18 protein-coding genes are annotated in these 20,300 nt (G+C 73.8%); 5 read left to right on the top strand and 13 right to left on the bottom strand.

The features are described 5' to 3' along the window. Positions 1 to 12 precede the first annotated feature (12 nt). A complete protein-coding gene (locus J1G43_RS02620) occupies positions 13 to 978 on the bottom strand; it encodes a carbohydrate ABC transporter permease (RefSeq protein WP_207339727.1) in 966 nt (321 codons plus the stop codon). 3 nt (positions 979 to 981) lie between these two features. Next, positions 982 to 1,908 carry a sugar ABC transporter permease gene (locus J1G43_RS02615; protein ID WP_307859455.1) on the bottom strand — a complete coding sequence of 309 codons (927 nt, stop codon included), beginning with the start codon at positions 1,906 to 1,908 and terminating at the stop codon, positions 982 to 984. 194 nt (positions 1,909 to 2,102) lie between these two features. On the opposite strand from J1G43_RS02615, the gene J1G43_RS02610 reads away from it, so the two are divergent. Next, positions 2,103 to 3,134: a LacI family DNA-binding transcriptional regulator gene (locus tag J1G43_RS02610; RefSeq protein WP_207377893.1), complete on the top strand. Its 1,032-nt coding sequence runs from the start codon at positions 2,103 to 2,105 to the stop codon at positions 3,132 to 3,134. 27 nt (positions 3,135 to 3,161) lie between these two features. Here J1G43_RS02610 and J1G43_RS02605 read toward each other — a convergent pair whose 3' ends face one another. The 6 genes from J1G43_RS02605 to J1G43_RS02580 all read right to left on the bottom strand — a co-directional run bounded on the left by J1G43_RS02605 (position 3,162) and on the right by J1G43_RS02580 (position 9,698). Further along, complete coding sequence (locus tag J1G43_RS02605) at positions 3,162 to 3,773, bottom strand: polysaccharide deacetylase family protein (RefSeq protein WP_207377892.1); 612 nt, start codon at positions 3,771 to 3,773, stop codon at positions 3,162 to 3,164. 159 nt (positions 3,774 to 3,932) lie between these two features. Further along, positions 3,933 to 5,411, bottom strand: a complete 1,479-nt coding sequence (gene gtfA, locus J1G43_RS02600; protein WP_207377891.1) for a sucrose phosphorylase — start codon at positions 5,409 to 5,411, stop codon at positions 3,933 to 3,935. Between the two features lie 162 nt (positions 5,412 to 5,573). After that, entirely contained in the window at positions 5,574 to 6,542 is a 969-nt protein-coding gene (locus J1G43_RS02595; protein ID WP_207339731.1) for an alpha/beta hydrolase, read from the bottom strand. Then, entirely contained in the window at positions 6,539 to 7,363 is an 825-nt protein-coding gene (locus tag J1G43_RS02590; protein ID WP_207339732.1) for a carbohydrate ABC transporter permease, read from the bottom strand. Before J1G43_RS02590 ends, J1G43_RS02595 begins: the two co-directional genes overlap by 4 nt. Further along, entirely contained in the window at positions 7,363 to 8,328 is a 966-nt protein-coding gene (locus tag J1G43_RS02585) for a carbohydrate ABC transporter permease (RefSeq protein WP_207339733.1), read from the bottom strand. Before J1G43_RS02585 ends, J1G43_RS02590 begins: the two co-directional genes overlap by 1 nt. Beyond that, on the bottom strand, positions 8,328 to 9,698 hold the full coding sequence (locus J1G43_RS02580) for an ABC transporter substrate-binding protein (protein ID WP_207339734.1): 1,371 nt from the start codon (positions 9,696 to 9,698) through the stop codon (positions 8,328 to 8,330). The genes J1G43_RS02585 and J1G43_RS02580 overlap by 1 nt, the downstream gene beginning before the upstream one ends. Before the next feature lie 249 nt (positions 9,699 to 9,947). Between J1G43_RS02580 and J1G43_RS02575 the strand changes: the two genes are divergently transcribed. Then, positions 9,948 to 10,985, top strand: coding sequence for a LacI family DNA-binding transcriptional regulator (locus tag J1G43_RS02575; protein WP_207339735.1), 1,038 nt, complete (start codon positions 9,948 to 9,950; stop codon positions 10,983 to 10,985). 12 nt (positions 10,986 to 10,997) lie between these two features. On the opposite strand, the gene J1G43_RS02570 is transcribed toward J1G43_RS02575, so the two are convergent. The 3 genes from J1G43_RS02570 to J1G43_RS02560 form a co-directional block, all read right to left on the bottom strand. Beyond that, positions 10,998 to 11,687, bottom strand: a complete 690-nt coding sequence (locus J1G43_RS02570; protein ID WP_207339736.1) for a hypothetical protein — start codon at positions 11,685 to 11,687, stop codon at positions 10,998 to 11,000. Between the two features lie 108 nt (positions 11,688 to 11,795). Next, positions 11,796 to 13,979, bottom strand: a complete 2,184-nt coding sequence (locus J1G43_RS02565; protein WP_207377890.1) for a nuclease-related domain-containing DEAD/DEAH box helicase — start codon at positions 13,977 to 13,979, stop codon at positions 11,796 to 11,798. Between the two features lie 121 nt (positions 13,980 to 14,100). Further along, positions 14,101 to 15,351: an MFS transporter gene (locus J1G43_RS02560; protein WP_207339738.1), complete on the bottom strand. Its 1,251-nt coding sequence runs from the start codon at positions 15,349 to 15,351 to the stop codon at positions 14,101 to 14,103. A gap of 160 nt (positions 15,352 to 15,511) precedes the next feature. Here J1G43_RS02560 and J1G43_RS02555 point away from each other — a divergent pair, with 160 nt between their 5' ends. Further along, entirely contained in the window at positions 15,512 to 16,222 is a 711-nt protein-coding gene (locus tag J1G43_RS02555) for a hypothetical protein (RefSeq protein ID WP_207377889.1), read from the top strand. Between the two features lie 19 nt (positions 16,223 to 16,241). On the opposite strand, the gene J1G43_RS02550 is transcribed toward J1G43_RS02555, so the two are convergent. After that, positions 16,242 to 17,753, bottom strand: a complete 1,512-nt coding sequence (locus J1G43_RS02550) for an MATE family efflux transporter (protein ID WP_207339740.1) — start codon at positions 17,751 to 17,753, stop codon at positions 16,242 to 16,244. A 354-nt stretch (positions 17,754 to 18,107) separates the two neighbouring features. Continuing rightward, positions 18,108 to 18,389, bottom strand: coding sequence for an isoamylase early set domain-containing protein (locus J1G43_RS02545; protein WP_207339741.1), 282 nt, complete (start codon positions 18,387 to 18,389; stop codon positions 18,108 to 18,110). Positions 18,390 to 18,648: 259 nt separating this feature from the next. Here J1G43_RS02545 and J1G43_RS02540 point away from each other — a divergent pair, with 259 nt between their 5' ends. Further along, complete coding sequence (locus tag J1G43_RS02540) at positions 18,649 to 19,248, top strand: hypothetical protein (RefSeq protein ID WP_207339742.1); 600 nt, start codon at positions 18,649 to 18,651, stop codon at positions 19,246 to 19,248. Continuing rightward, a complete protein-coding gene (locus J1G43_RS02535) occupies positions 19,242 to 20,237 on the top strand; it encodes a hypothetical protein (RefSeq protein WP_207339743.1) in 996 nt (331 codons plus the stop codon). The genes J1G43_RS02540 and J1G43_RS02535 overlap by 7 nt, the downstream gene beginning before the upstream one ends. The last annotated feature ends 63 nt before the right edge of the window (positions 20,238 to 20,300 follow it).

Genomic DNA, 20,300 nt, shown 5'->3' with positions numbered 1-20,300 from the left:
GCGGGTGCCGCGTCACTCCTTGACGGAGCCGGCCGACAGGCCGGACTGCCAGTAGCGCTGCAGCAGCAGGAAGGCGACGACCAGCGGCACGATCGTCAGGACGGACCCGGTGATGACCAGGTGGAAGATCGCCTCGCCGCCGGCCGTGGCGGCCTGCGCGTTCCACGCGTTGAGGCCGAGCGTCAGGGGGTACCAGTCGGGGTCCTTGAGCATGATCAGCGGCAGGAAGTAGTTGTTCCACGTCGCGACCATGGTGAAGAGCAGCACCGTGACGATGCCGGGAGCGAGCAGCGGCAGGCACACCTGCGCGAACGTGCGGGCCTCGGAGGCACCGTCGATGCGGGCGGCCTCCATGAGCTCGGTGGGGACCGCCTCGGCGGCGAACGTCCACATGAGGTAGAGGCCGAACGGCGAGATCAGCGACGGGATGATCACCGACCAGGGCGTGTTGGTCAGGCCGAGCTGGCTGAACATGAGGAAGGTCGGCACGGCCAGCGCGGTCCCGGGCACGGCGACGGCGCCGATGACGACGGCGAACACGGCGCGCTTGCCGGGGAACGTGAACTTGGCCAGCCCGTACCCGCCCAGCACCGCCAGCGCGGTCGCGCCGCCGGCGCCCAGCACCACGTACATCACGGTGTTGAGGAGCCAGCGCACGAAGATCGCGTCGTCGTACGTGAGCGTCTGCCCGATGTTGGTGAACAGCGCGAACGAGTCGCCGAACCACAGCCCGAACGACGAGAACAGGTCGCCCTGGGTCTTGGTGGCGTTGACGACGAGCCACACGAGCGGGACCAGCGAGTACAGCAGGACGACCCCGGTGAGGACCGTGAGCAGCACGGACCGGCGCGGCCGGTCGGCGCTGCGGGTGCGGGTGCGTGCCGGGCCGGAGCCGCGGGTGCTGCGCAGGCGCGGCGCCGCGGACCGGTGCGTCGCGCTGGGGGTCGCGGGCGTGGGGGCGGGGGTCGCGGTGGTCATCGCTCACGCCTCCTTGCGCATGCCGCGCAGCTGGACGACGTAGGCGATGACCATGGTGAGCACGCCCATGAGCAGCGCCACCGTGGCGGAGTAGTTGTACTGCTGCCCGGAGAACGACAGCGAGAACGCGTACAGGTTGGGCGTGAAGTACGTGGTGATCGCGTTGGGCGCCAGGGACTGCAGGATGCTCGGCTCGTTGAACAGCTGGAAGCTGCCGATGATCGAGAAGATGCCGGCCACCACGAGTGCGCCGCGGATGGCCGGCAGCTTGATGGCGGTGATGACGCGCCACTGCCCGGCGCCGTCGATCTCGGCCGCCTCGTACAGCGAGGTGGGCACCGTGCGCAGCGCCGAGTAGAAGATCAGCATGTTGTAGCCGACGAACTCCCAGGTCACGATGTTGCCGATCGCGGCCAGGACGAGATCGGGCGACAGCGGGTTGGGCAGGCTCACGCCGAACGCGTCGTTGATGTTGCCGACCAGGCCGAAGCGTGTGCCGTACATGAAGCCCCACATGAGGGTGGCGACGACGGCGGGCACGGCGTACGGCAGGAAGATCGAGATGCGGAAGAAGTCACGCCCGAACAGCCGGCCCGAGTCGATGGCGAGGGCCACGAGCAGCGCGATGCCGAGCATGATCGGCACCTGCACGGCCAGGAACACCGTGACCCGGCCGAGGGCGGACCAGAACTGCGGGTCCTCGAGCGCGCGCTGGTAGTTCTGCAGCCCGACGAACGCGGTGCCGCCGACGAGCTGCGTGCGGAACAGGCTGATCCACAGCGAGTACGCGATGGGCGCGAGGAACACGAGCGCGAACACGGCCATGAAGGGCCCGACGAACCCCCACCCGGCCCACCGGGCGCGGGTGCGGCGCCGCGGCAGCGCGCCGGCGACGGGCGGCACCGCGGCGACGACGGCGGTCTGGGACACGGGACACTCCTTCGTGCGCCGGATGTTGACGTCATCATCAGCACGTCGTCGCAGAGTTTCACCAAGGGTCGAAGTATGTCAAGACCTCCGAGTTCTCCTGGTCAGCACGGCCCGCCCTCGATGGTTCCGGAGGAGCCAGAACCGATGGCGACGTCGCCATCGATGGTCGCGCGACCACTGCTACGCTCCCCCGCATGGCGCAGGTGCCCTCACCCCGCGGCCGGGCCGGGCCCTCGATCGCGGACGTCGCACGGCTCGCGGGCGTCTCGCAGCAGACGGTGTCGCGGGTCTCCACCGGCGCCACCAACGTGCGCCCCGCCACCCGCGACCGCGTCCTGGCGGCCATGGACCAGCTCGGCTACAGCCCCAACCACGCGGCCCGCGCCCTGCGCTCGGGGTCGTTCCACGCCATCGGCCTCATCGCGCACCGCCTGACCCGCACGGGCGAGTCCCGCACCCTCGAGGGCGTCGTCGAGGCCGCCCGCCAGCACGGGTACACCGTCAGCCTCGTCGACGTGCGCACGCCGTCGTCGTCCGACGTCTCCGACGCCGTGCGCCGCCTCGACCACCAGGCCATCGACGGGCTGGTCGTCATCCGCGCCGAGGACGCCACGCCCGCGACCCTCGCACTGCCGCCGCGCCTGCCGGTGGTGGTGTCGGACTCCCGGTTCGTGGGCCACCATCCCGCGGTCGGCACCGACCAGGTCGAGGGCGCGACGTCGGCCGTGCAGCACCTGCTGGACCTGGGGCACCCGACCGTGCACCACGTCGGCGGCCCGCTGGACTCGACGCCGGCGCGGGTGCGCGCCGACGCGTGGCGCACCCGGCTGCGCGCCGCCGGGCGGCCCGTCCCGCGGGTCTGGCACGGGGACTGGTCGGCCGCGTCCGGGTACCGCGTGGGTGCCGAGGTCGCGGCGGACCCGCACGTCACGGCGGTGTTCTGCGGCAACGACGAGATGGCGGCCGGTGTGGTGCGCGCGCTGCACGAGGCAGGCCGGCGGGTCCCCGAGGACGTGTCGGTGGTCGGATTCGACGACGTCCCGCTGGCCGAGTACCTGTGGCCGCCACTGACGACCGTCCGCCAGGACTTCACCGCGATCGGCGCCGAGCTCGTCGAGCTGCTGGTCCGCCAGATCCGCGACGGCGAGCACCTCGCCGGTCACCACGTGGTCGTGCCGACGCGCCTGGTCGTGCGTGGCAGCACCGCCCCGCCGCGGGCGCGCTGACCCGGCCCGTCAGGACGCCTCCGGGCGTCAGGCCCCCGGCACCGTGAACCCCCACCCGTCGGCCCGCAGCCGCGGGATCACGCGCGCCACCGCCTCGACCGTCTGGCTGCGGTCACCGCCGCCGTCGTGCAGCAGGATCACGCCGCCGGCCTCCACGCCTCCCAGGCGGCGCACCAGCTCGTCGACGCCCGGGGGCTCCCAGTCGCCGACGGCCAGCTGCCACTCGAGCGGCGCCATGCCGAGCTCCGCAGCCACCGGGACCGTGCGCCCCCAGTGTCCGAACGGTGCACGGAAGAACGGCACCGGGGCGTCGGGGACCACGGCGTGGATCGCGTCGAGCGTGCGCTGCAGGTCCGCCCGGACGGCCTCGGGCGACCACTCCTGCAGGTCGTCGTGCCGCCACGAGTGGTTGGCCAGGACGTGCCCGTCGGCGGCGATCCGCCGCACCACGTCGGGGTGCGCCTCGACCTGCACGCCGACCAGGCAGAACACCGCGCGCACCTGCTCCCGCGCCAGCACGTCGAGCAGCGTGAGGGTGTCCGGCGGGTTCGGCCCGTCGTCGAACGTGAGGACCGCCGTGGGTGCGGCGGGGTCCGGGTCGACGTACCGGATGACGTCGGCGAGGCCAGGAGCGTCCATGCGGGCATCCTGCCGCACGCGCGCGACCCCCACGCCGATTCCCGGTGCCCGACACATGGGCAGGTGCGTCCGCGACCCCGGGTGACGTCATCCGCACCCGTGGACGACGTCAGCCCGGTGTCGCGACGCGCACGTCCCGGGATGTGGGGCCGGACGAGGTCAGGCCGTGAGGTCGCCGTCCGTCAGCACGACCTGCTCGCCGTCGTCACCGGTCGCACGGACCTCGAACGAGCCGTCGGCGACGTCGAACGTCAGCGTCGCGCGGGCGTCGCCGGCCGACCGCACGAACGTGCCGCGCGTGCCGTCGAGGTCCCAGGTGAAGTCGCCGTCGAAGGCCGGGTGCGAGGACCGCAGGCGCAGGCCCGTGAGCTGGCCGCGCACCGCGGGGTGCTCCAGTGCCTCCTTGACCTCGGTCGGCGTGTAGTGGTGCCGGTTGACGTCACGCCCCACCCCCGTGGCCGCCAGCAGGTCCATGTCGTTGGCGCCGGCCAGCAGGCCGACGTAGTAGACCTGCGGGATCCCCGGGACGAAGAGCTGCAGCAGCCGCGCCAGCACGTAGCGGCGGTCGTCGCGGGCCAGCGCGTCGTAGAACGTGCAGTTGACCTGGTACAGGTCGAGGTTCGACGCCGCCGCGCCGGTGGCCTGCCGCGACGTGCCGCCGGAGTTGTCGTGGATCCGCTCGACCAGGGCGTCGATCTTCTCCGGGGTCAGCAGGCCGGGCTCGCCCGGGCGCAGGTCCGAGGGGCCGACGTCGACGATCCCGATGCCGTCGTGCGTGTCCAGCACCGTCACGGCGTTCGCGGGGCGGATGCGCAGCCACCCGGCCAGCGGCTCGAGGTCGGCGGCGGTCAGCGCGTGCAGCACCAGCGGCGGCAGCGCGAAGTCGTAGACGAGGTCGACCTTGCGCGCGATCTCGATCTGCTGCGTGTGGTGCCCGTGCACCTCGACCAGCACCTGCGCGCCGCGGACCTTCGCCTGCTCGACGATCCGCTCGGTGTACTCGTCGGTCGCGGGGGTCATGAAGCAGTCGGTGCCCGCCTCCTTGCCCGTGTACCCGACGGCGTCGAGCCGCAGCATCGTCACGCCGCCGGAGGTCAGGGCGTCGACGACGGACGTCAGGTAGTCCCACGCCTGCGGCGTGCGCAGGTCGATGTCGACCTGGTCGGCCGTGAACGTCGTCCACACCAGGCGGCGACGCCCGCCGAGCGTCATCGCCGTGAACGGCAGGCCGGGGCGCGGGCGGTAGATCCGCGCCAGGTCCTCCTCGGTGACGCCGTCCGGGAAGACGGAGTCCAGCGTGAGGAACATCGGGGCGTGCGGGGACGCGTCGCCGTGCTCGCGGACGTCACGGAACTGCGCGGAGTCCGCCGACACGTGGTTGACGATGACGTCGGCCATGACGTCACGACCCCGGGCGAGCGCCCGCACGTCGTCCCAGGTGCCCAGGCGCGGGTCGACCTGCGTGTGGTCGCGCGGGTCGAAGCCGGCGTCCACGCCGTCGAAGGGCGTGTAGAAGGGCAGGACGTGCACGCCGCCGAACGCGCCGGCGAGCGGGCCGTCGAGCAGCGCGTGCAGGCCGGGCAGGTCGCCCGCCAGGCGGTCGGCGTAGGTGATGAGCTGAGGGCCGTGGTGCGTCACGCGTCGGGCTCCGTCGTCGTCGGTGACCGGGGTCGGTCGCGGTGGGGCGGTGGACCGGCGGACCGGTCGGGGGTCCTCCGTCAGGATGGGCCCGTCAGGAGGGTCTGGCAGAGGGGGTCCGTCGGCGCCCACCACCGGGGGGAGGGCGGACGCCGACGGACGTCAGGGGGCCGGCGGGCGCTCGCGCAGCCGCGCCAGCCAGCGGGCGCGGGCGTTGCGCGCGTCGCGCGACACCGGCGCGTCCGGCACGAGCCCGTCGAAGCCGTGGCAGCCGCCGGGCCAGACGTGCAGCTCGGCCTCGCCGCCGTCGGCCCAGATCCGGGCCGCGTACTGCACGCACTCGTCACGGAACGTCTCGGCCGACGCGACGTCGACGTACGCGGGCGGCAGGCCGTCGAGGTGTGCGGCACGCGCGGCCGACGCGTACGGCGGGGTGTCGGGCCCGCCGGCGGCCTCGCCGAGGTACGCGGCCCACGCGGTCGCGTTCGCCGTGCGGTCCCACGAGCCGACGCCGGCCATCTGGTGGCCCGACGCGCTGTCGTTGCGGTCGTCGAGCATCGGGCACACCAGCAGCTGACCCGCCAGGGCCGGCCCGCCGCGGTCCCGCGCCAGCAGCGCGAGGGCGGCCGCGAGCCCGCCGCCGGCGCTGACGCCCGTCACGACGACACGCCCGGCGTCGAGGCCCAGCGCCTCGGCCTGCCCGACGAGCCACACCAGCGCGGCGTAGGCGTCCTCGACCGCGGCCGGGTACGGGTGCTCGGGCGCCAGCCGGTAGTCGACCGACGCGACGGCCCACCCGGGGCCGGCCTCGGCGACCGCGGCGACGTCGTCCGACACCGTGCCCACCACCAGGCCGCCACCGTGCAGGTGCAGCAGCACCGGGACGACGCCGTCGACCTCGGGCCGCAGCAGCGCCACGCGCACCGGGCCGTCGGGCCCGGGGGCCTCGTGCCACGTGAGCGTGCGGCGCACGGCCACCGCGACCGCGTCGAGGTCCGGCGGGCAGGCCCGCGAGCGCAGCCCGTCGATCTCGTCCGGCGCCAGGGTCGTCACGACGTCCTGGGGCCGGCCGGTCAGCGCGGCCGCGATCGCCGGGTCGAAGGGCGGTCGGGTCGCCACGGCGGTGGTCATCCCTTCAGCGCCCCCTGCATCAGTGCCGAGACGAACTGCCGCTGGAACGCGAGGAACACGAGCAGCGTCGGCGTGAGGATCAGCAGCGAGCCCGCGCACAGCAGCGGGATGTCCGTGCCCCACTGTCCCTGGAACGCGCCGAGGGCACCGGCCATCGTGCGGTTCTTCGGGTCATCCACCAGCACCACGGCGAGCAGGAACTGGTTCCACGTCCACAGGAACATGAGGATCCCGAGGGACGACAGCGCGGGCCGCGACAGCGGGACGTGCACACGGGTGAACAGCTTCCACGTGTTCGCCCCGTCGATGCGGGCGGCCTCGGACAGGTCCGGGGGCATCGTCACGAAGTGCGCGCGCATCCACATGACCGCGAACGGCATGTACAGGCCGAGCAGCGGCAGGATGATCGCCCACCGGGTGTTCAGCAGCTGCATGTCCCGCATCTGGTAGTACAGCGGGACGATGATCGCCTGGAACGGCAGCGTCAGACCGAGCACGAACGTCAGGAAGATCCACCGGTGGCCCGGCGGGCGCAGGTGGCCCAGCGAGAACCCGGCGAGCGTCGCGATGAGCAGCGCCGCGGGCACCACACCGAGCTCGATGAGGAAGCTCGACCACAGCAGGGCCCACATGTCGGCGGCCTGGAACGCGTCGACGAAGTTCGACCAGTACGGAGTCTCGGGCCACGACATGCCCGACGGGTACGTCCCGGGCTTGTGCAGCGCGGTGACGAACAGGCTGATGAACGGGATGACCGTCACGGCCATCAGCAGGACGAGCAGGGCGCGGCCCAGCCACGCCTCACGGCGGGAGACGATCATCAGTCCTCCTCCTTCGTCAGGCGCTGGATCGGCAGGACGACGGCCAGCACGAGGACCATGAACACCACGGCGAGCGCGGAGGCCTGGCCCACCTCGCGGGAGAAGAAGCCGAGGTAGTAGATCTCCAGGCCGGGGACGAGCGTCGAGTTGGCGGGCCCGCCCTGCGTGGAGATGTAGACGATGTCGAACGCGGCGAGCGCCGCGATGACGGTCACGGTGACGCACACGCCGATCTCCTGGCGCACGCTCGGCAGGGTGATCGCGAAGAACTCGCGGACCGCGCCGGCACCGTCGATGCGCGCGGCCTCGAACAGCGCCGGGTCGATCTTCGTCATGCCGGACAGCAGCAGCAGGAGGCACAGCCCGAGGGCGACCCACGCGCCGATGACGCCGACGGCGCCGAGCGCGGTGCTCGTGTCACCCAGCCAGGCGCGCGTGACCGAGCCCAGGCCGACGGCGCGCATGAGCTCGTTGACGACGCCGTCCGTGGCGAGCATCCACGTCCACATGATGCCCGCTGCGACGAGCGGGATGACCTGCGGGAGGAACAGCACGGTGCGCGAGAGGAGCGCGAGGCGGCTCGTCGCGAACTTGCGGATCGTGGCCGCGGTGAGCAGGCCGAGGATCACGGGGACGAAGCTGAAGTAGATGATCAGCTCGAGCGCGTTGACGATCGAGCCGAGCAGCTCGGGCTTCTCGACCAGGCGGGTGTAGTTCTTGCCCCCGACGAACGTCGAGGCGCCGACACCGTTCCAGTCGTAGAAGGAGTACTGCACCGTGAGCACCAGGGGGCGCAGCACGAAGAGCACGTAGAAGAAGGCAGCCGGGACCACGAGGCCGAGAGCGGCCCAGCCCCGGCGCAGGCGCCGCGCCTTGAGGGCGCGGCGCCTGGCCTCGAGGCTGGTCGACGCCGAGGCGGCGACCTCGCGGCGACCGGGCGCAGCGGCCGTCCGCGTGGTGTTCATCAGCCGTTGATCTCGCTCTCGTAGTCGGCCTGGACGGCGGTGAGGAGGCCCTCGGCCGTCTGCTCGCCCGCGACGAGCTTCTGCAGGTTCGGCGTCCAGCTCTTCGCGTAGATGGCACCGGTCGCGTTGGCGATGAACTCCATCGCGCCGTTGTCCTCGGCGATCGTGGCGCCGGCCGCGAGGGTCTGGCCCGTCACGGACTCGGGGTCGACCTCAGGCATGAAGGCGTCGGCCGGGCCCATGGGGTGCGAGCCACCGATCTCGACGGCCAGCGTGCGCGCGTCGTCGTTCGTGGCGATCCAGTCGAAGAAGAACGCCGCGCACTCCGGGTTCTCGGCCTTGGACGAGATGCCGAACGTCAGCGGGGCCGACATGGCGCCGACCTTGCCGCCCTCCTCGAGCGGGGGCATGAGGAAGAAGCCGGCCTTGCCCTCCATCTGGGTGTCGAGGTTCCCCGACTCCCAGTCGCCGTTGAAGATGAACAGGCTCTTGCCGTCGATGAAGCGGCCCATCATCTGCGAGTAGTCGAGCGAGTTGATGTCGTCGGCGAAGTAGCCGGCGTCGATCCACTTCTTGAGGTGCTCGGCAGCCTTGATGTTGCTCTCGGTGTCGATGCGGGCGCCCGGCTTCTGGAACGTCCAGTCGTTGATCGGGTCGACCGCGCCGTACGACGCCATGAGCAGCTGCAGCGGGAACGCGAGACCGCCGGTGGCACCGCCGTTGAACTGGTCGGACGGCGTGATGCCGGCGTCCTTGGCCTTCTGCATCCACTCGTCGAGCTCGGCGAGCGTCTTCGGGGCCTCGGTCATGCCGATCTGCTCGGCGAGCTCGGTGTTGTAGAAGACACCGGTCATCGAGTAGTTCTTGCCCATGGCGTACAGGGGGCCGTCGCCACGGCGACCCTCCTCGTCGACCCGCATCTGCGCGAGCTGCGAGGCGGGCCACTCGTCCCAGCCGAAGTGCGCGGCGGCCTCGTCGAGGTTGTAGAGCAGGCCGTCGTCGACGAGGTCGGACATCTGCGGCAGGCGCATGAGGTCCGGCGGGTTGTCGGCCAGGACGCGGGGGGCGTTCTGGGTGATGACGGCGAACTGGTCCTCGCGGACGTCGAACGAGACGTTCGGGTACTGCTTCTCGAACTCCTCGAAGAGGGCGTTCGAGAGCGGGAAGCCGGTCTCGAGGTACGCGTCGAGCGTCACGTCGTCCGTGCCGCAGGTCCAGTCACCCGCGGCGGTGGCGGCGCCGTCGCCGTCGGCCGTGGGCTCGTCGGTGCTCGCGCCCGGGGCGCTGCACGCGGTCAGTGCGAGGATGCCGGCCAGGAACAGCGACGTGGCAGCAGCCGCGTTCCGGGACCTTCCAGTCGTACGAGACACCGGTGTCTCCTTCTCCGTCGGACGAGGTCCGTGGGGGCGCGGACCCTTGCTAAATCGTCTTAGCAACGTCATGCTTTCGATCAGCCAGGGGCGGTGTCAAGCCAGGTCACGTCACGAATCGGTGACGGTGCCGGCCCTGCGCCCGGCACACCGGACATGCGTCCAGGTCTGGTCGGACATGCCGGCGGGGCGGGTGCGGCCCATCGCCGGGCAGGCGCCCCTAGGATCCTCGCGACGGAAGGACGGGACGTGACCCGACGCGTGACACTCGCGGACGTCGCCCGCGCCGCGGGAGTCTCGTCGACGACGGCGTCGCTCGTGCTGTCCGGCCGCGGGTCGGAGCTGCGCATCTCGCAGGCCGTGCAGGAGCGCGTCCGGGACGCGTCCGCGACGCTGGGCTACCGCCCCAACATCGTGTCCGTCGGGCTGCGCAAGGGCACCACCCGCACCCTCGGCCTCGTGTCCGACACCGTGGCCACCGGGCAGATGGCCGGTGACATGATCAAGGGCGCCATCGAGGCCGCCCGCGACCACGGCTACATGCTGTTCATCGGCGAGACCGAGGGCGACCCCGCCATCGAGGGTGCGCTCATCGACGCCATGCTCGACCGCCGGGTCGACGGCATCATGCTGACCTCGATGTTCACCCGTACGCGCGCCGTGCCGGCCGAGCTCGAGCGGCTCCCCACCGTCCTGCTCAACACCCTGCCCGCCGGTACCACCCGGGCACCGGCGGTCGTCCCGGACGAGGTCGAGGCGGGCCGCGCCGCCGCACGCCTGCTGCTCGACGCCGGGCACCGGGAGATCCACCTGGTCGGCGCCGGGCCGGCCCCGGGTGACGTGCCCCCCGACACCGTCGCCGGCGTCGAGCGGCTCGCGGGCATCCGCGAGGCCCTCGGCGCAGTCGGCCTGACCCCCGCGTCGGGGCACCTGTGCCCCGACTGGGTTCCGCCGCAGGGCTGGGCCGCGACCCACGCGCTGCTCGCCCGGCACCCGCAGCCCCGCGCGATCATCTGCTTCAACGACCGCCTCGCGTTCGGCACCTACCAGGCGCTGCAGGAGGCGGGGCTGCGCATCCCGGACGACGTGTCCGTGGTGTCCTTCGACAACTACCCGATGGCCGACTGGCTGCGGCCGGGGGTCTCGTCGTTCGCCATCCCGCACGAGGAGCTCGGCCGCCGCGCGGTCGAGCTGCTGCTCGCCGAGGTCTCCGGGTCCGGCAGCGGCCCGGGCGTCCACCGCCTGCCCGTCCCGCTGCGCGCCCGCGGCTCGGTGGCGCCCGCCTGACCCCTCGGGGCGTCAGCCGCCCGCGACCGCCGCACGGGCGCGTGCCCGCACGACCCACCAGACCACCCCGGTGATCACCGCACCGGACCCGACGAACCCCAGGCCCAGCACCACGAACACGCCCAGCACCGTGCCCCAGATCGACGCGAAGAAGGGCGCGAACTCCTTGTCCGGCGTGAGCGCGACCCACGCGTCGGGGACGCCCGCGGACGGCACCGCCATCTCGTACGTCCCGGTCTGCGGGGCGGTGAACGCGCCGACCGACACCGCCACGAGGCCCCCCGCGGTGCTCGTCATGGTCACGCCCGGCGAGCCGTCCGCCGCGACGACCTCACCGGACGGGGCCAGGAGCAGCACGTCCTCGGGCAGGTCCGGGCGATCGTCCTCGCGGGACGCGCCGCTCGGCACCACGAGGTGGACGGCGTAGCGCTCTCCCTCCGTGAGGTGGACCCGTGCCGCCCCGGGCGCGGGCGCGGCCGCCAGCACCGCGACCCCCGGCTGCCCGTCGGACGTCAGGACGTCGCTGCGCACCGCACCGACGAACGCGCCGGCCGTTCCCACGGCCGCCGCGAGGGCCGCCACCAGCACCAGCAGCCCGACGACGGTCAGCACGACCGGCCAGGTCAGCGACGGGCGGCGCGGCGCTGCCGGCGGGGAGGCCGCCGGGTCCGGCGGGACGGGCGGGTGCGGCGGGACGCTCACGACGCGACCCTACCGGCGCGGTCCCGGCGCGCGGTCCCGGCGCGCGGTCCCGGCGCGCGGTCCCGGCGCGCGGTCCGGGCACGCGACGACGCACGCGCCGCGCCGAGGTCAGATCGACGCCACCCACAGCCCGTCGCGCGCACGCGTCATCGCCACGTACAGCTCGCGCAGCCGGAAGTCGCGGCGCTCGCGGTCCACGTCGTCCAGCTCCTCGGGCTTCTCCGTGAGCCACGACGCGTACGGGTCGACGACGAGCACCTGCTTGAACTCCAGCCCCTTGGCGCGCTTCACCGTGCCGACCTTCACGCGGTTGACCGGCACCCCGTCGTACTGCTCCAGGTTCACCACCGGCACACCGGCCTTGCGCAGCGACTCCGTGGCCGCCTCGACGCCGCGGCGCGACAGCGACAGCACGCCCACGTCACCGAAGTTGGTGCCCACCTCCGCGACCACCTCGTGCACGCGCAGCACCAGCCGGCGCTGCCGGTCCGCCTCCGTGGCGCACCGCACGTACACCGGCTTCGGGCCGCTGCGCTCCACCTGCGCCGGGCGGTCGCCGCGGGCGGTGGTGCCCTCGATGTCCGCGAACTCGTCGTCGCGCACCAGCATCGACGCGAACTGCAGGATCTCGCTGGTGTTGCGGTAGTTGACGTCGAGCACGGTGCCGCGCCCGGCGACGGACACACCCGCCTCGGCCAGCGTGAACCCGCCGGGGTAGATGGTCTGCTGCCCGTCGCCGATCAGGGTCAGGCCGTCGGGGACGTCACCCACCAGCGCGTGCAGCATGCGGATCATCACGCACGTCAGGTCCTGCGCCTCGTCGACGACCACCGCGGTGTACCGGCCGGTCATGGGCTCGCGCCGCAGCTCGGCCTCCGCCAGGGCGATCTGGTCGGCGAAGTCGTGGACACCGCGGTTCGCCAGCTCCTCCTGGTACGCCTCGTACAACTCCCACACGACGCGCCGCTGGTGCGGCCCCAGCCGGTGCCGACGCCCCAGGCGCGGCAGCTCGGCGTACTGCTCCCACCGGGTCAGGCCGCGGCCCTTGATGACGTAGCTGACCTCGTCGTGCCAGTAGTCCTGCTCGTGCCGGTCGGTGTCGATGACGCTGCCGCCGGCCACCCGGCCCCACGCGGCGGTCCACGCCGACGCGATCTTGCGGCCGTCGATGCGGTGCTCCACGCCGCGCTCCTCGAGGATGCGCTTGGCCGTCTCGTGGACCCCCGCCAGCTCGACCCGGTCGACGACGTCCGGCGCGAGCCGGGTCAGCTGCTGGCGCAGCACGTCGGGCAGCGTCCGGATGTAGGTGGTGACCAGGACCTTGCCCTGGCGGGTGCGCGCCAGGTACGCGGCGCGGTGCAGCCCGACGACGGTCTTGCCGGTGCCGGCGGACCCGCGGATCCGGGAGGGCCCGTTGTACGAGCGCCGCACGACCCGCGCCTGCGCCGGGTGCAGGAACGCCATCCACTCCTCGACCGGTGCGGCCATGAGGCCGGTGAGCAGCGCGGAGCGCACCTCCTCCTCGCTCAGCGGCGGCACGGGGGGCACCGGCGTCGTGACCCCGCGGGGCACGCGGGGGTCGGGGAAGCCGTGGTGCACGCCGCCGTGGTCACGCTCCCGATCGTCCGCGGGGTGCGGGGTGCCGGGCTGCGGGGCGCGGGGGGCGGGAAGCACCGGCTCGAGCAGGGTGGTGCTGATCGGCGCCGCGTCCCCCACGTGGCGGAACCACTCGAGGCAGCGCGCCAGCACGACGTCGACCTGCGCCGGGCCCAGGCGCGCGCCGCGCCGGGCGATCTGGCGCAGCGCATCACGCTCCCCGACGACCTGCACCGGCCCCACGCGCTCGTCGACGCCGGTGCGCCCGGCCAGGACGGCCATCGCGTGCACCTCGCCGGGAGCCAGGCCGACCTCGGCCAGTTCGCCCTCGGTGCGGTAGGCCAGGTCCGCCAGCGCCATGAGCTCGTCGGTGACGTCCTCCTGACCGCGGTGGATGCGGTCACCCGCGATGGTCACGTCCGCCCACGCCTTGGTGTCCACCACGAACACCCCGGCCGGTCCGACGACCACCATGTCGACCTGCGCACGCCGGCTGCCGGGCCACTGGCGGTCCGCCAGCAGGTGGTAGCCCGCGCCGGCCAGCGGCGCCAGCGCCGCGGCGGTGCGCTGCTCGGTCACCGAGGCCAGCCCGTACCGCGACGCGGCCGCGCGTGCGGCGGACGCCGCCTTGTCGTGCGCGGCCGCAAGCGCGAGCTGTCGGCTCGCCTCCTGCCCCGCGGAGTCCCCTGCAGGCATGCTCGTCCCTCCCACCGTCGTGGGCTCTATCGGCCGCGGCGTGCGGGAGCATGAGACGGCGCGAGGGTGACCACCCGTTGGCCCGGACGGCTCACCCGGGCGCGCCCGGCGAGGTGACGGGTCAGGCCGGTGGGCGACCGCCCGCGAGCTCGGCGACCCGCGCGCCGGCGAGCCGCGGCACCGCGGCCATCGCCGGCACCAGCAGCAGCGCCGGCACCAGGAACCCCGGCCCGATGCCCGTGATGCCGGCCAGCAGCCCGATCGACACGGACCCGATGAGCGCACCGGCGTAGTTGAAGAGGTTGATCCGGGCGATGACGTCGTCCAGCCGGTCGGGTGCCAGCTCACCGGCCGCGGAGAACGCCAGAGGCACGAGCGTGCCGGCGCCGATCCCGGCCAGTGCGAACCCGACGATCGCCGCCTCCGGGCTGGGCACGAGCGCGACCAGCACGAGACCCGCGGCGGCGACGGCGCCGGTCGGGGCGGCCACGCGCACCCGTCCGTGGCGCCGCACCAGCGGGTCGCCCAGCAGCCGGGCGATCAGCACGGCCCCCTGGTAGGCCGCGTACCCGAGCGGCGCGACGGACGCGGACGCCGCCAGCTCGTCGTGCAGGTACACCGTGCTCCAGCTGGAGACGGCGGCGTCGACCACGAACGCGGCGGCGACGAGCGCGCCGAAGACCCACAGGCCGGCGCGCGGCAGCGGGGTCCGGGCGGGTGCGGCAGCGGGCGCGTCGGCGACGACCCCGGTGCGGGCACCGGGCAGGATCCCCTCGTGGTCGTCCGCGGGCGGCGGCTGCGACGCGGTGCTGTCCAGCAGCACCGGACGCACCAGCAGCGCCACGGCGGCCGCGACCAGCACGGCGACGACCAGGGCGGACACCGCGCCGGTCGTCGTACCCAGCCGGGCCAGGCCCGACTGCACGAGCGCCGCCGTGATGGCCGCGACCGTGAGGCACGCGAAGAGCGTGGAGACGATGGGCCGGCCCACGTGGTGCTGCAGCGCGACGCCCTGCATGTTGGACGACGCGTCGACCATGCCCAGCCCGAGGGCGAACGCGACGAACGCCACGACCAGCACGGGCACCGACGTGGCCGAGGCGACGAGGGCCAGCCCGGCGGCCTGCGCCAGCAGCCCCAGCACGACGGCCGACCGGCTCGACCACCGGCGCGCGATCCGCTCGGCGGCCACCGACCCGGCCGCGGCGAGCAGCGCGCCCATCAGCAGCACCACCGAGATCATCGCGTCGTCGATGCCGGTGCGGGCCTTGAGGCCCGGCAACGCGGTCACCACGGTGGCGTACCCGAAGCCCTGCGCGGCGTACGTGGCCCCCACGGCCACCCTCGTCCGCACGTCGACGACCTGCTGCATCCGTCCCCCTCGTCCCCCTGCTGCCCCCGCGGCGTGCCGACGACCCTACTGGCAGAGCACCGCGACGTGCCGGGTGGTCGTGGCCGCGTCGCGGCTCGCGCAGCGGGTCCGGGCTCAGGTCACCGCGCCGACGGGCCGATACCGGGGACATGGGGCCACGATGAGCACGGGCGACGAGCCGACCACCACGCACCGCGGTCCGTCCGGTGCGCGCCCCGGCGTGCCGTCGTGGGTGCACGACGTCCCGGCGGGCAAGCCCTCGTCGGTGCCCGGGGTGCCGGCGGCGCTGCGCGCGCTCGAGGCCGAGGGCTGGCTCGTGCTGCACGCGCTGCACCACCCGGGGCGGCCGTCGGCCCGGATCGCGCACGTGGCCGTGGGCCCCGGCGGTGTGGTGGTCGTCGAGGGCACCGGGAGGACCGCGGGCGCGCACCAGGGGACGGACGCGGCCGCGGCCGTCGCCGCCCTCCTGGCTCCGCGCTTCCGCACAGCGGTGCGCGGTGTGCGCTGCGGGCCCGGCCGGGGGACGGCCGACGCGCCGGTGGTCCGCGCGACCGCGCTCGGTGCCCACCTGCGTGCCCTGCCGCCCCGGCTGTCGCCCGTGGACGCGGCCGGGCTCGCGCTCCTGCTCGAGGTGCGGCTGGGCGGTGCCGGCCAGCCGGACCTGCTGACCACGGCGGACCTCACGGACGACGCCCGGGTGGCCCGCCGCCGGGCCGTCCGCCCGCGCAGGTCGGTGCGCTGCGCACCACCCGCGCCGCAGGTCGCGACCCCGTGGGTGGTCGCCGGCCGGCTCGCGGCCACGGCCGCCGTCGTCCTGGCCGCCGGGTGGCTGGCCTGGGTGGCCGTGTCCGCACCGCTCGCGATCGCCTGACGCCGGGCCGCGGCCCGGGTCAGCCCGCCACGCGCTCCCGGCGGTCGCACCCCTCGCCGACCTGCGTCGGCTGCTCCGCGGCCGTCCCGGACCCGCGGCGCGGCTGCGGCACCACCGCGTCCACCACCATGGACCCGTCGGACGGCCCTTCGAGGGTGATCGGCTCGGGCGTCGACGCGACGTGGGACAGCGGCGCGATGGGGTCCTGCGCGAGGCTGCGGTGCGCCCGCAGGTACGCGGGGACGAGCAGCGCGACGGCCCCGAGCCACGCGAGCGGGTTGCCCCACACCACGCCGGCGAACCCGTAGGCCGCGCCGAGCACCACCGCGGCGCCGACGCGGCAGACCAGCTCGATGAGACCGGTGACGGTGGGCACGAGGGTGCGGCCCAGCCCCTGCAGCGCACCGCGCAGCACGAAGAGCACCCCGAGGACGGCGTAGAGCACGCCGTTGACGACCAGGTAGTGCGCGGACATGTCGACGACGCGCTGCTCGCCCTCGCCGACGAACATCTCGACGATCCAGCCGCCCGCGGTGACGAGCACGACCCCGATGAGCACCGCACCGAGCACCGACATCCAGACGGCCTGCACGACGCCCGTCCGGATCCGGTCGGGCCGCCCACCGCCGCGGTTCTGGGCGACGAACATGGAGACCGCCAGCCCGAGCGAGGCGAGCAGGGCGACCGCGAGGCCGTCGACGCGCGTCGCGGTGGTATAGGCGGCGACGGCGTCGGAGCCCAGGCTGTTGAGCCGCACCTGCACGGCGAGCGTCCCGATCGCGATGATCGACGCCTGGAAGCCCATGGGCAGGCCCAGCTGCAGGTGGTGCGCCAGGTCGGCGCGCGTGACGCGCCAGTCCTCGCGGCGCACGTGCAGCACGGGCACGCGTCGCCGGACGTGCACGAAGCACAGGACGACCGAGACGCCCTGCGCCACGACGGTGGCCAGCGCCGCGCCCCCGACGCCGGTGCCGAGAACCCCGACGAGCACCACGACCAGGGCGATGTTGAGGAGGCAGCTGAGCGTGAGGAAGACGAGCGGGGTACGGGAGTCGCCGATGGCGCGCACGATCGCGGCGAGGAAGTTGAAGAACATCGTCGTCGCGGCCCCGAGGAAGCTGATGACCGCGAAGGTCTCGGCCTGCGGCAGCAGCTCCTCCGGGGTGCGCAGCAGGCGCAGCGCAGGGCCGGCCAGCAGCGGCGCACCCACCGTGAGCAGCAGCGTGACGACGCCGGTGAGGATGGCACCGGACGCCACCGAGCGGCGGACCGCGGCGGCGTCGCCGGCGCCGAAGGCCTGCGCGGTGGGGATCGCGAAGCCGGACGTCATGCCCCAGGCGAAGCCGATGAGCAGGAACAGCAGGCTCCCGGTCGCGCCCACCGCGGCGAGCGCGTCGACGCCGAGCGTGCGGCCCACGACCATCGCGTCGGCGAAGTGGTAGAGCTGCTGGACGACGTTGCCGATCAGCAGGGGGACGGCGAACGACAGGATGACGCGCCACGGGGCGCCCGTGGTCAGGGCCTTGGACATGAAGGAGGACTCCGCGCTTCGGTACGGCTGGGTCGGTGCGCGGTGGTCGGTCGTGCCGGGTCGCGTCAGGGTCCTATCGTATCGATACGATCGCGCCTGACCAGAGGGTTTCACCCGATCGGTGCGCGGGGCGGAACGGTCCGCCGCCTGCTGTGGAAAGCGCGTCTCACGCATGTCCCAACGGCACCCCTCCCGGAGGTGGGCAGGCGTCCAAGAACGCCGGGACCGGGCGCTGCGGGACGGGGCCCGGCCGCCCCGCACCCGGCCTGCGCTTGACCGAGGTGATCTCCGCGACCGTGCGACGTGCGGTCGGTGCGCGGGGGCCCACCCGTGCCGCGCGGTCGCGGGCCCGCCCTACGCGCGGACGACCGACCCCTCGGCGGTGATCTCGTCCGCGTCCGCGTCGTCGAACCACCGCCCCTGGCTGCCCAGGTAGCGGAAGCGGACGGTGGAGCCCGTCGGGACGACGACCGACGCGCTCGCCGTGCCGTTCGACCGGCGGCGCAGCGGGTGCACGCCCGGCGTCCAGTCGTTGAACGTGCCGACCACGCTCACCGGCCCGTCGAGGACGGCGGCGGGCAGGGCGAACGTCAGCGTGCACGTGGCGGACCTGGCGGAACGGGACTTCTTCAGCACCTGCGGCACCTTCCCTCGGGACGGGCGGACGGGTGCATCGTGGCGGACCCATGTTTCGGGGACGTCCACGAGCCGGTCACCGCCGTGTGACGCGGCGACGACGACGCCGCGCGGCCGCCCGGAACACGACGGTGGCACCCGGTACGGCGCGTTTGGTGCGTCCCGTCCGGATGACACCGGTTCGCGGGGTGGGCACGACCACCTCCCGGGCGCTACGGTCGGTGCGCCCAGCCGGGCCTCGTCGTCGGGAGGAGCACGCATGGGACGGGTCGCGACCGTGACGGTGGTGGTCGGGATGCTGGCCCTGGCCGGGTGCACGTCCCAGGCGGTCGAGCCGCCCGGCCTGACCGCGTCCCCGACGCCGCAGGCGAGCGCGGAGGCGACGCCCGAGCCGACGCCGGAGTCCAGCACGCAGGACATGTCGGACCCCGAGCTCGGGATCGTCTTCGACGACGTCCCCACCCTGACCGGCGACGAGGCCGACGTGTGGAACACCGTGGCCACCTACCAGGTCGAGTACTGGCGCACCATGACCACGAACACCGTCAGCCCCGCGTTCGCCGTCATCGCCTCGGCCGACGTGCAGGCGGTCATGGAGCGCATCGCCACCAACAACACCGCCGACGCCGTCGACATCGGCGGCACCTTCCGCACCCGCGTCAGCGACGTCACCGTCACCGGCGACACCGCCACCGCAGCGGTCTGCGACGACTACCGCGACGCGACGTTCGCCGACGCCGACGGACCCGACACCCCCGAGACCGCCGGCTTCGGCTACCCGCGGCGCGAGACCGTCCAGCTCCAGCGACTGGGGGATCGGTGGGTCATCGGCACGACCGCCGGTGAGGGGTCGTGCTGAGCCGCGCCGGCAGGGTGGCGGTCCTCACCGGGGCGCTCCTGCTGGCGCTGGCCGGCGGCGCCTCCGCCTATGACGGGAAGGGTGGGGGTGGTGGACCGGCGCCGGCTCCCGTCACCCCGGAGGCAGGTGGCGGCACCATCGCGGTCACCGTGACGAGCTCCGGCTCCACGGGTGAGGGCCGGTCGTTCTCGTCGTCGGTGCAGGCCACGGTCGCGCCCGACTGCTGGAGGGCCCCGGGCAGGACCGGCTACGAGTACTACGAGTACTGGAAGACCGGGGGTCCGGCACGGCAGTCCGGCACGCTCGACGCCTACGCCGCGCAGGGTCTGCTGAACCCGGACTTCGAGGCGTACGCGACCGACGACACCGGCCGGTGGTACGAGCCGCGCTGCCGCTACGACATCGACGACGACGTCGAGCTCGACTACCTGCTGTCCCACCGCGCCGTCTTCGTGCCCGAGGGCGAGCCGGCACCTCCGGTCGACGTCGTCGTCGACCCGCAGCAGCTGGTCGAGATCGCGCAGGACCACATACAGCTGCCGACCGGCACGGTCCGGTGGAACCCGTCGATCGAGGGGTCCGGCGCCACGGTGGTCAACATGGACACGTTCGTGTGGGTCGAGGGCGCCCCGGCCACCGTCGAGGTGACCGCCTCGGTGCCTGGCGTGTGGGCGCGCGTCGACGCGAGCGTGAGATCCATGACGTTGGAGGCGCCCAACGCCGACACGGCCACCTGCCCGGACGTCGGGACCGCGTACAGCGCCGGCATGACGTCGTCGACGTGCTCGATCGTCTTCACGCGCTCCAGCGCGAACCAGCCCGTCAAGGAGGGCCAGACCCTGCGGACCGCGACCCTGACGGCCACGACCACCTGGGCCGCGAGCTGGGTGTCGTCGCAGAACCCCGAGCCGCAGCCGCTCGACCTGCAGACGGTCACCACGACGGCCGAGATCCCGGTGGCCGAGATCCAGACCGTCGTCACGCGCTGACGCGAGCGCCGCGACGTGAGCGAGCCCGACGCGGACGTCGCGTCGGGGCAGCCGCACGTCGGG

Origin of the sequence: Cellulomonas sp. zg-ZUI22, assembly GCF_017353535.1 — a bacterium.
Lineage (GTDB): Bacteria > Actinomycetota > Actinomycetes > Actinomycetales > Cellulomonadaceae > Cellulomonas > Cellulomonas wangleii.
The sequence above is the reverse complement of the archived record's forward strand: the minus strand, read 5'-3'. Positions and strand labels throughout refer to the sequence as shown.

Bases quoted from the DNA above. Each gene is read 5' to 3' on its own strand.
- J1G43_RS02620 (WP_207339727.1), bottom strand. From the start codon at position 978: ATGACCACCGCGACCCCCGCCCCCACGCCCGCGACCCCCAGCGCGACG.
- J1G43_RS02610 (WP_207377893.1), top strand. From the start codon at position 2,103: ATGGCGCAGGTGCCCTCACCCCGCGGCCGGGCCGGGCCCTCGATCGCG.
- J1G43_RS02605 (WP_207377892.1), bottom strand. From the start codon at position 3,773: ATGGACGCTCCTGGCCTCGCCGACGTCATCCGGTACGTCGACCCGGAC.
- J1G43_RS02595 (WP_207339731.1), bottom strand. From the start codon at position 6,542: ATGACCACCGCCGTGGCGACCCGACCGCCCTTCGACCCGGCGATCGCG.
- J1G43_RS02590 (WP_207339732.1), bottom strand. From the start codon at position 7,363: ATGATCGTCTCCCGCCGTGAGGCGTGGCTGGGCCGCGCCCTGCTCGTC.
- J1G43_RS02585 (WP_207339733.1), bottom strand. From the start codon at position 8,328: ATGAACACCACGCGGACGGCCGCTGCGCCCGGTCGCCGCGAGGTCGCC.
- J1G43_RS02565 (WP_207377890.1), bottom strand. From the start codon at position 13,979: ATGCCTGCAGGGGACTCCGCGGGGCAGGAGGCGAGCCGACAGCTCGCG.
- J1G43_RS02560 (WP_207339738.1), bottom strand. From the start codon at position 15,351: ATGCAGCAGGTCGTCGACGTGCGGACGAGGGTGGCCGTGGGGGCCACG.
- J1G43_RS02555 (WP_207377889.1), top strand. From the start codon at position 15,512: ATGAGCACGGGCGACGAGCCGACCACCACGCACCGCGGTCCGTCCGGT.
- J1G43_RS02550 (WP_207339740.1), bottom strand. From the start codon at position 17,753: ATGTCCAAGGCCCTGACCACGGGCGCCCCGTGGCGCGTCATCCTGTCG.
- J1G43_RS02540 (WP_207339742.1), top strand. From the start codon at position 18,649: ATGGGACGGGTCGCGACCGTGACGGTGGTGGTCGGGATGCTGGCCCTG.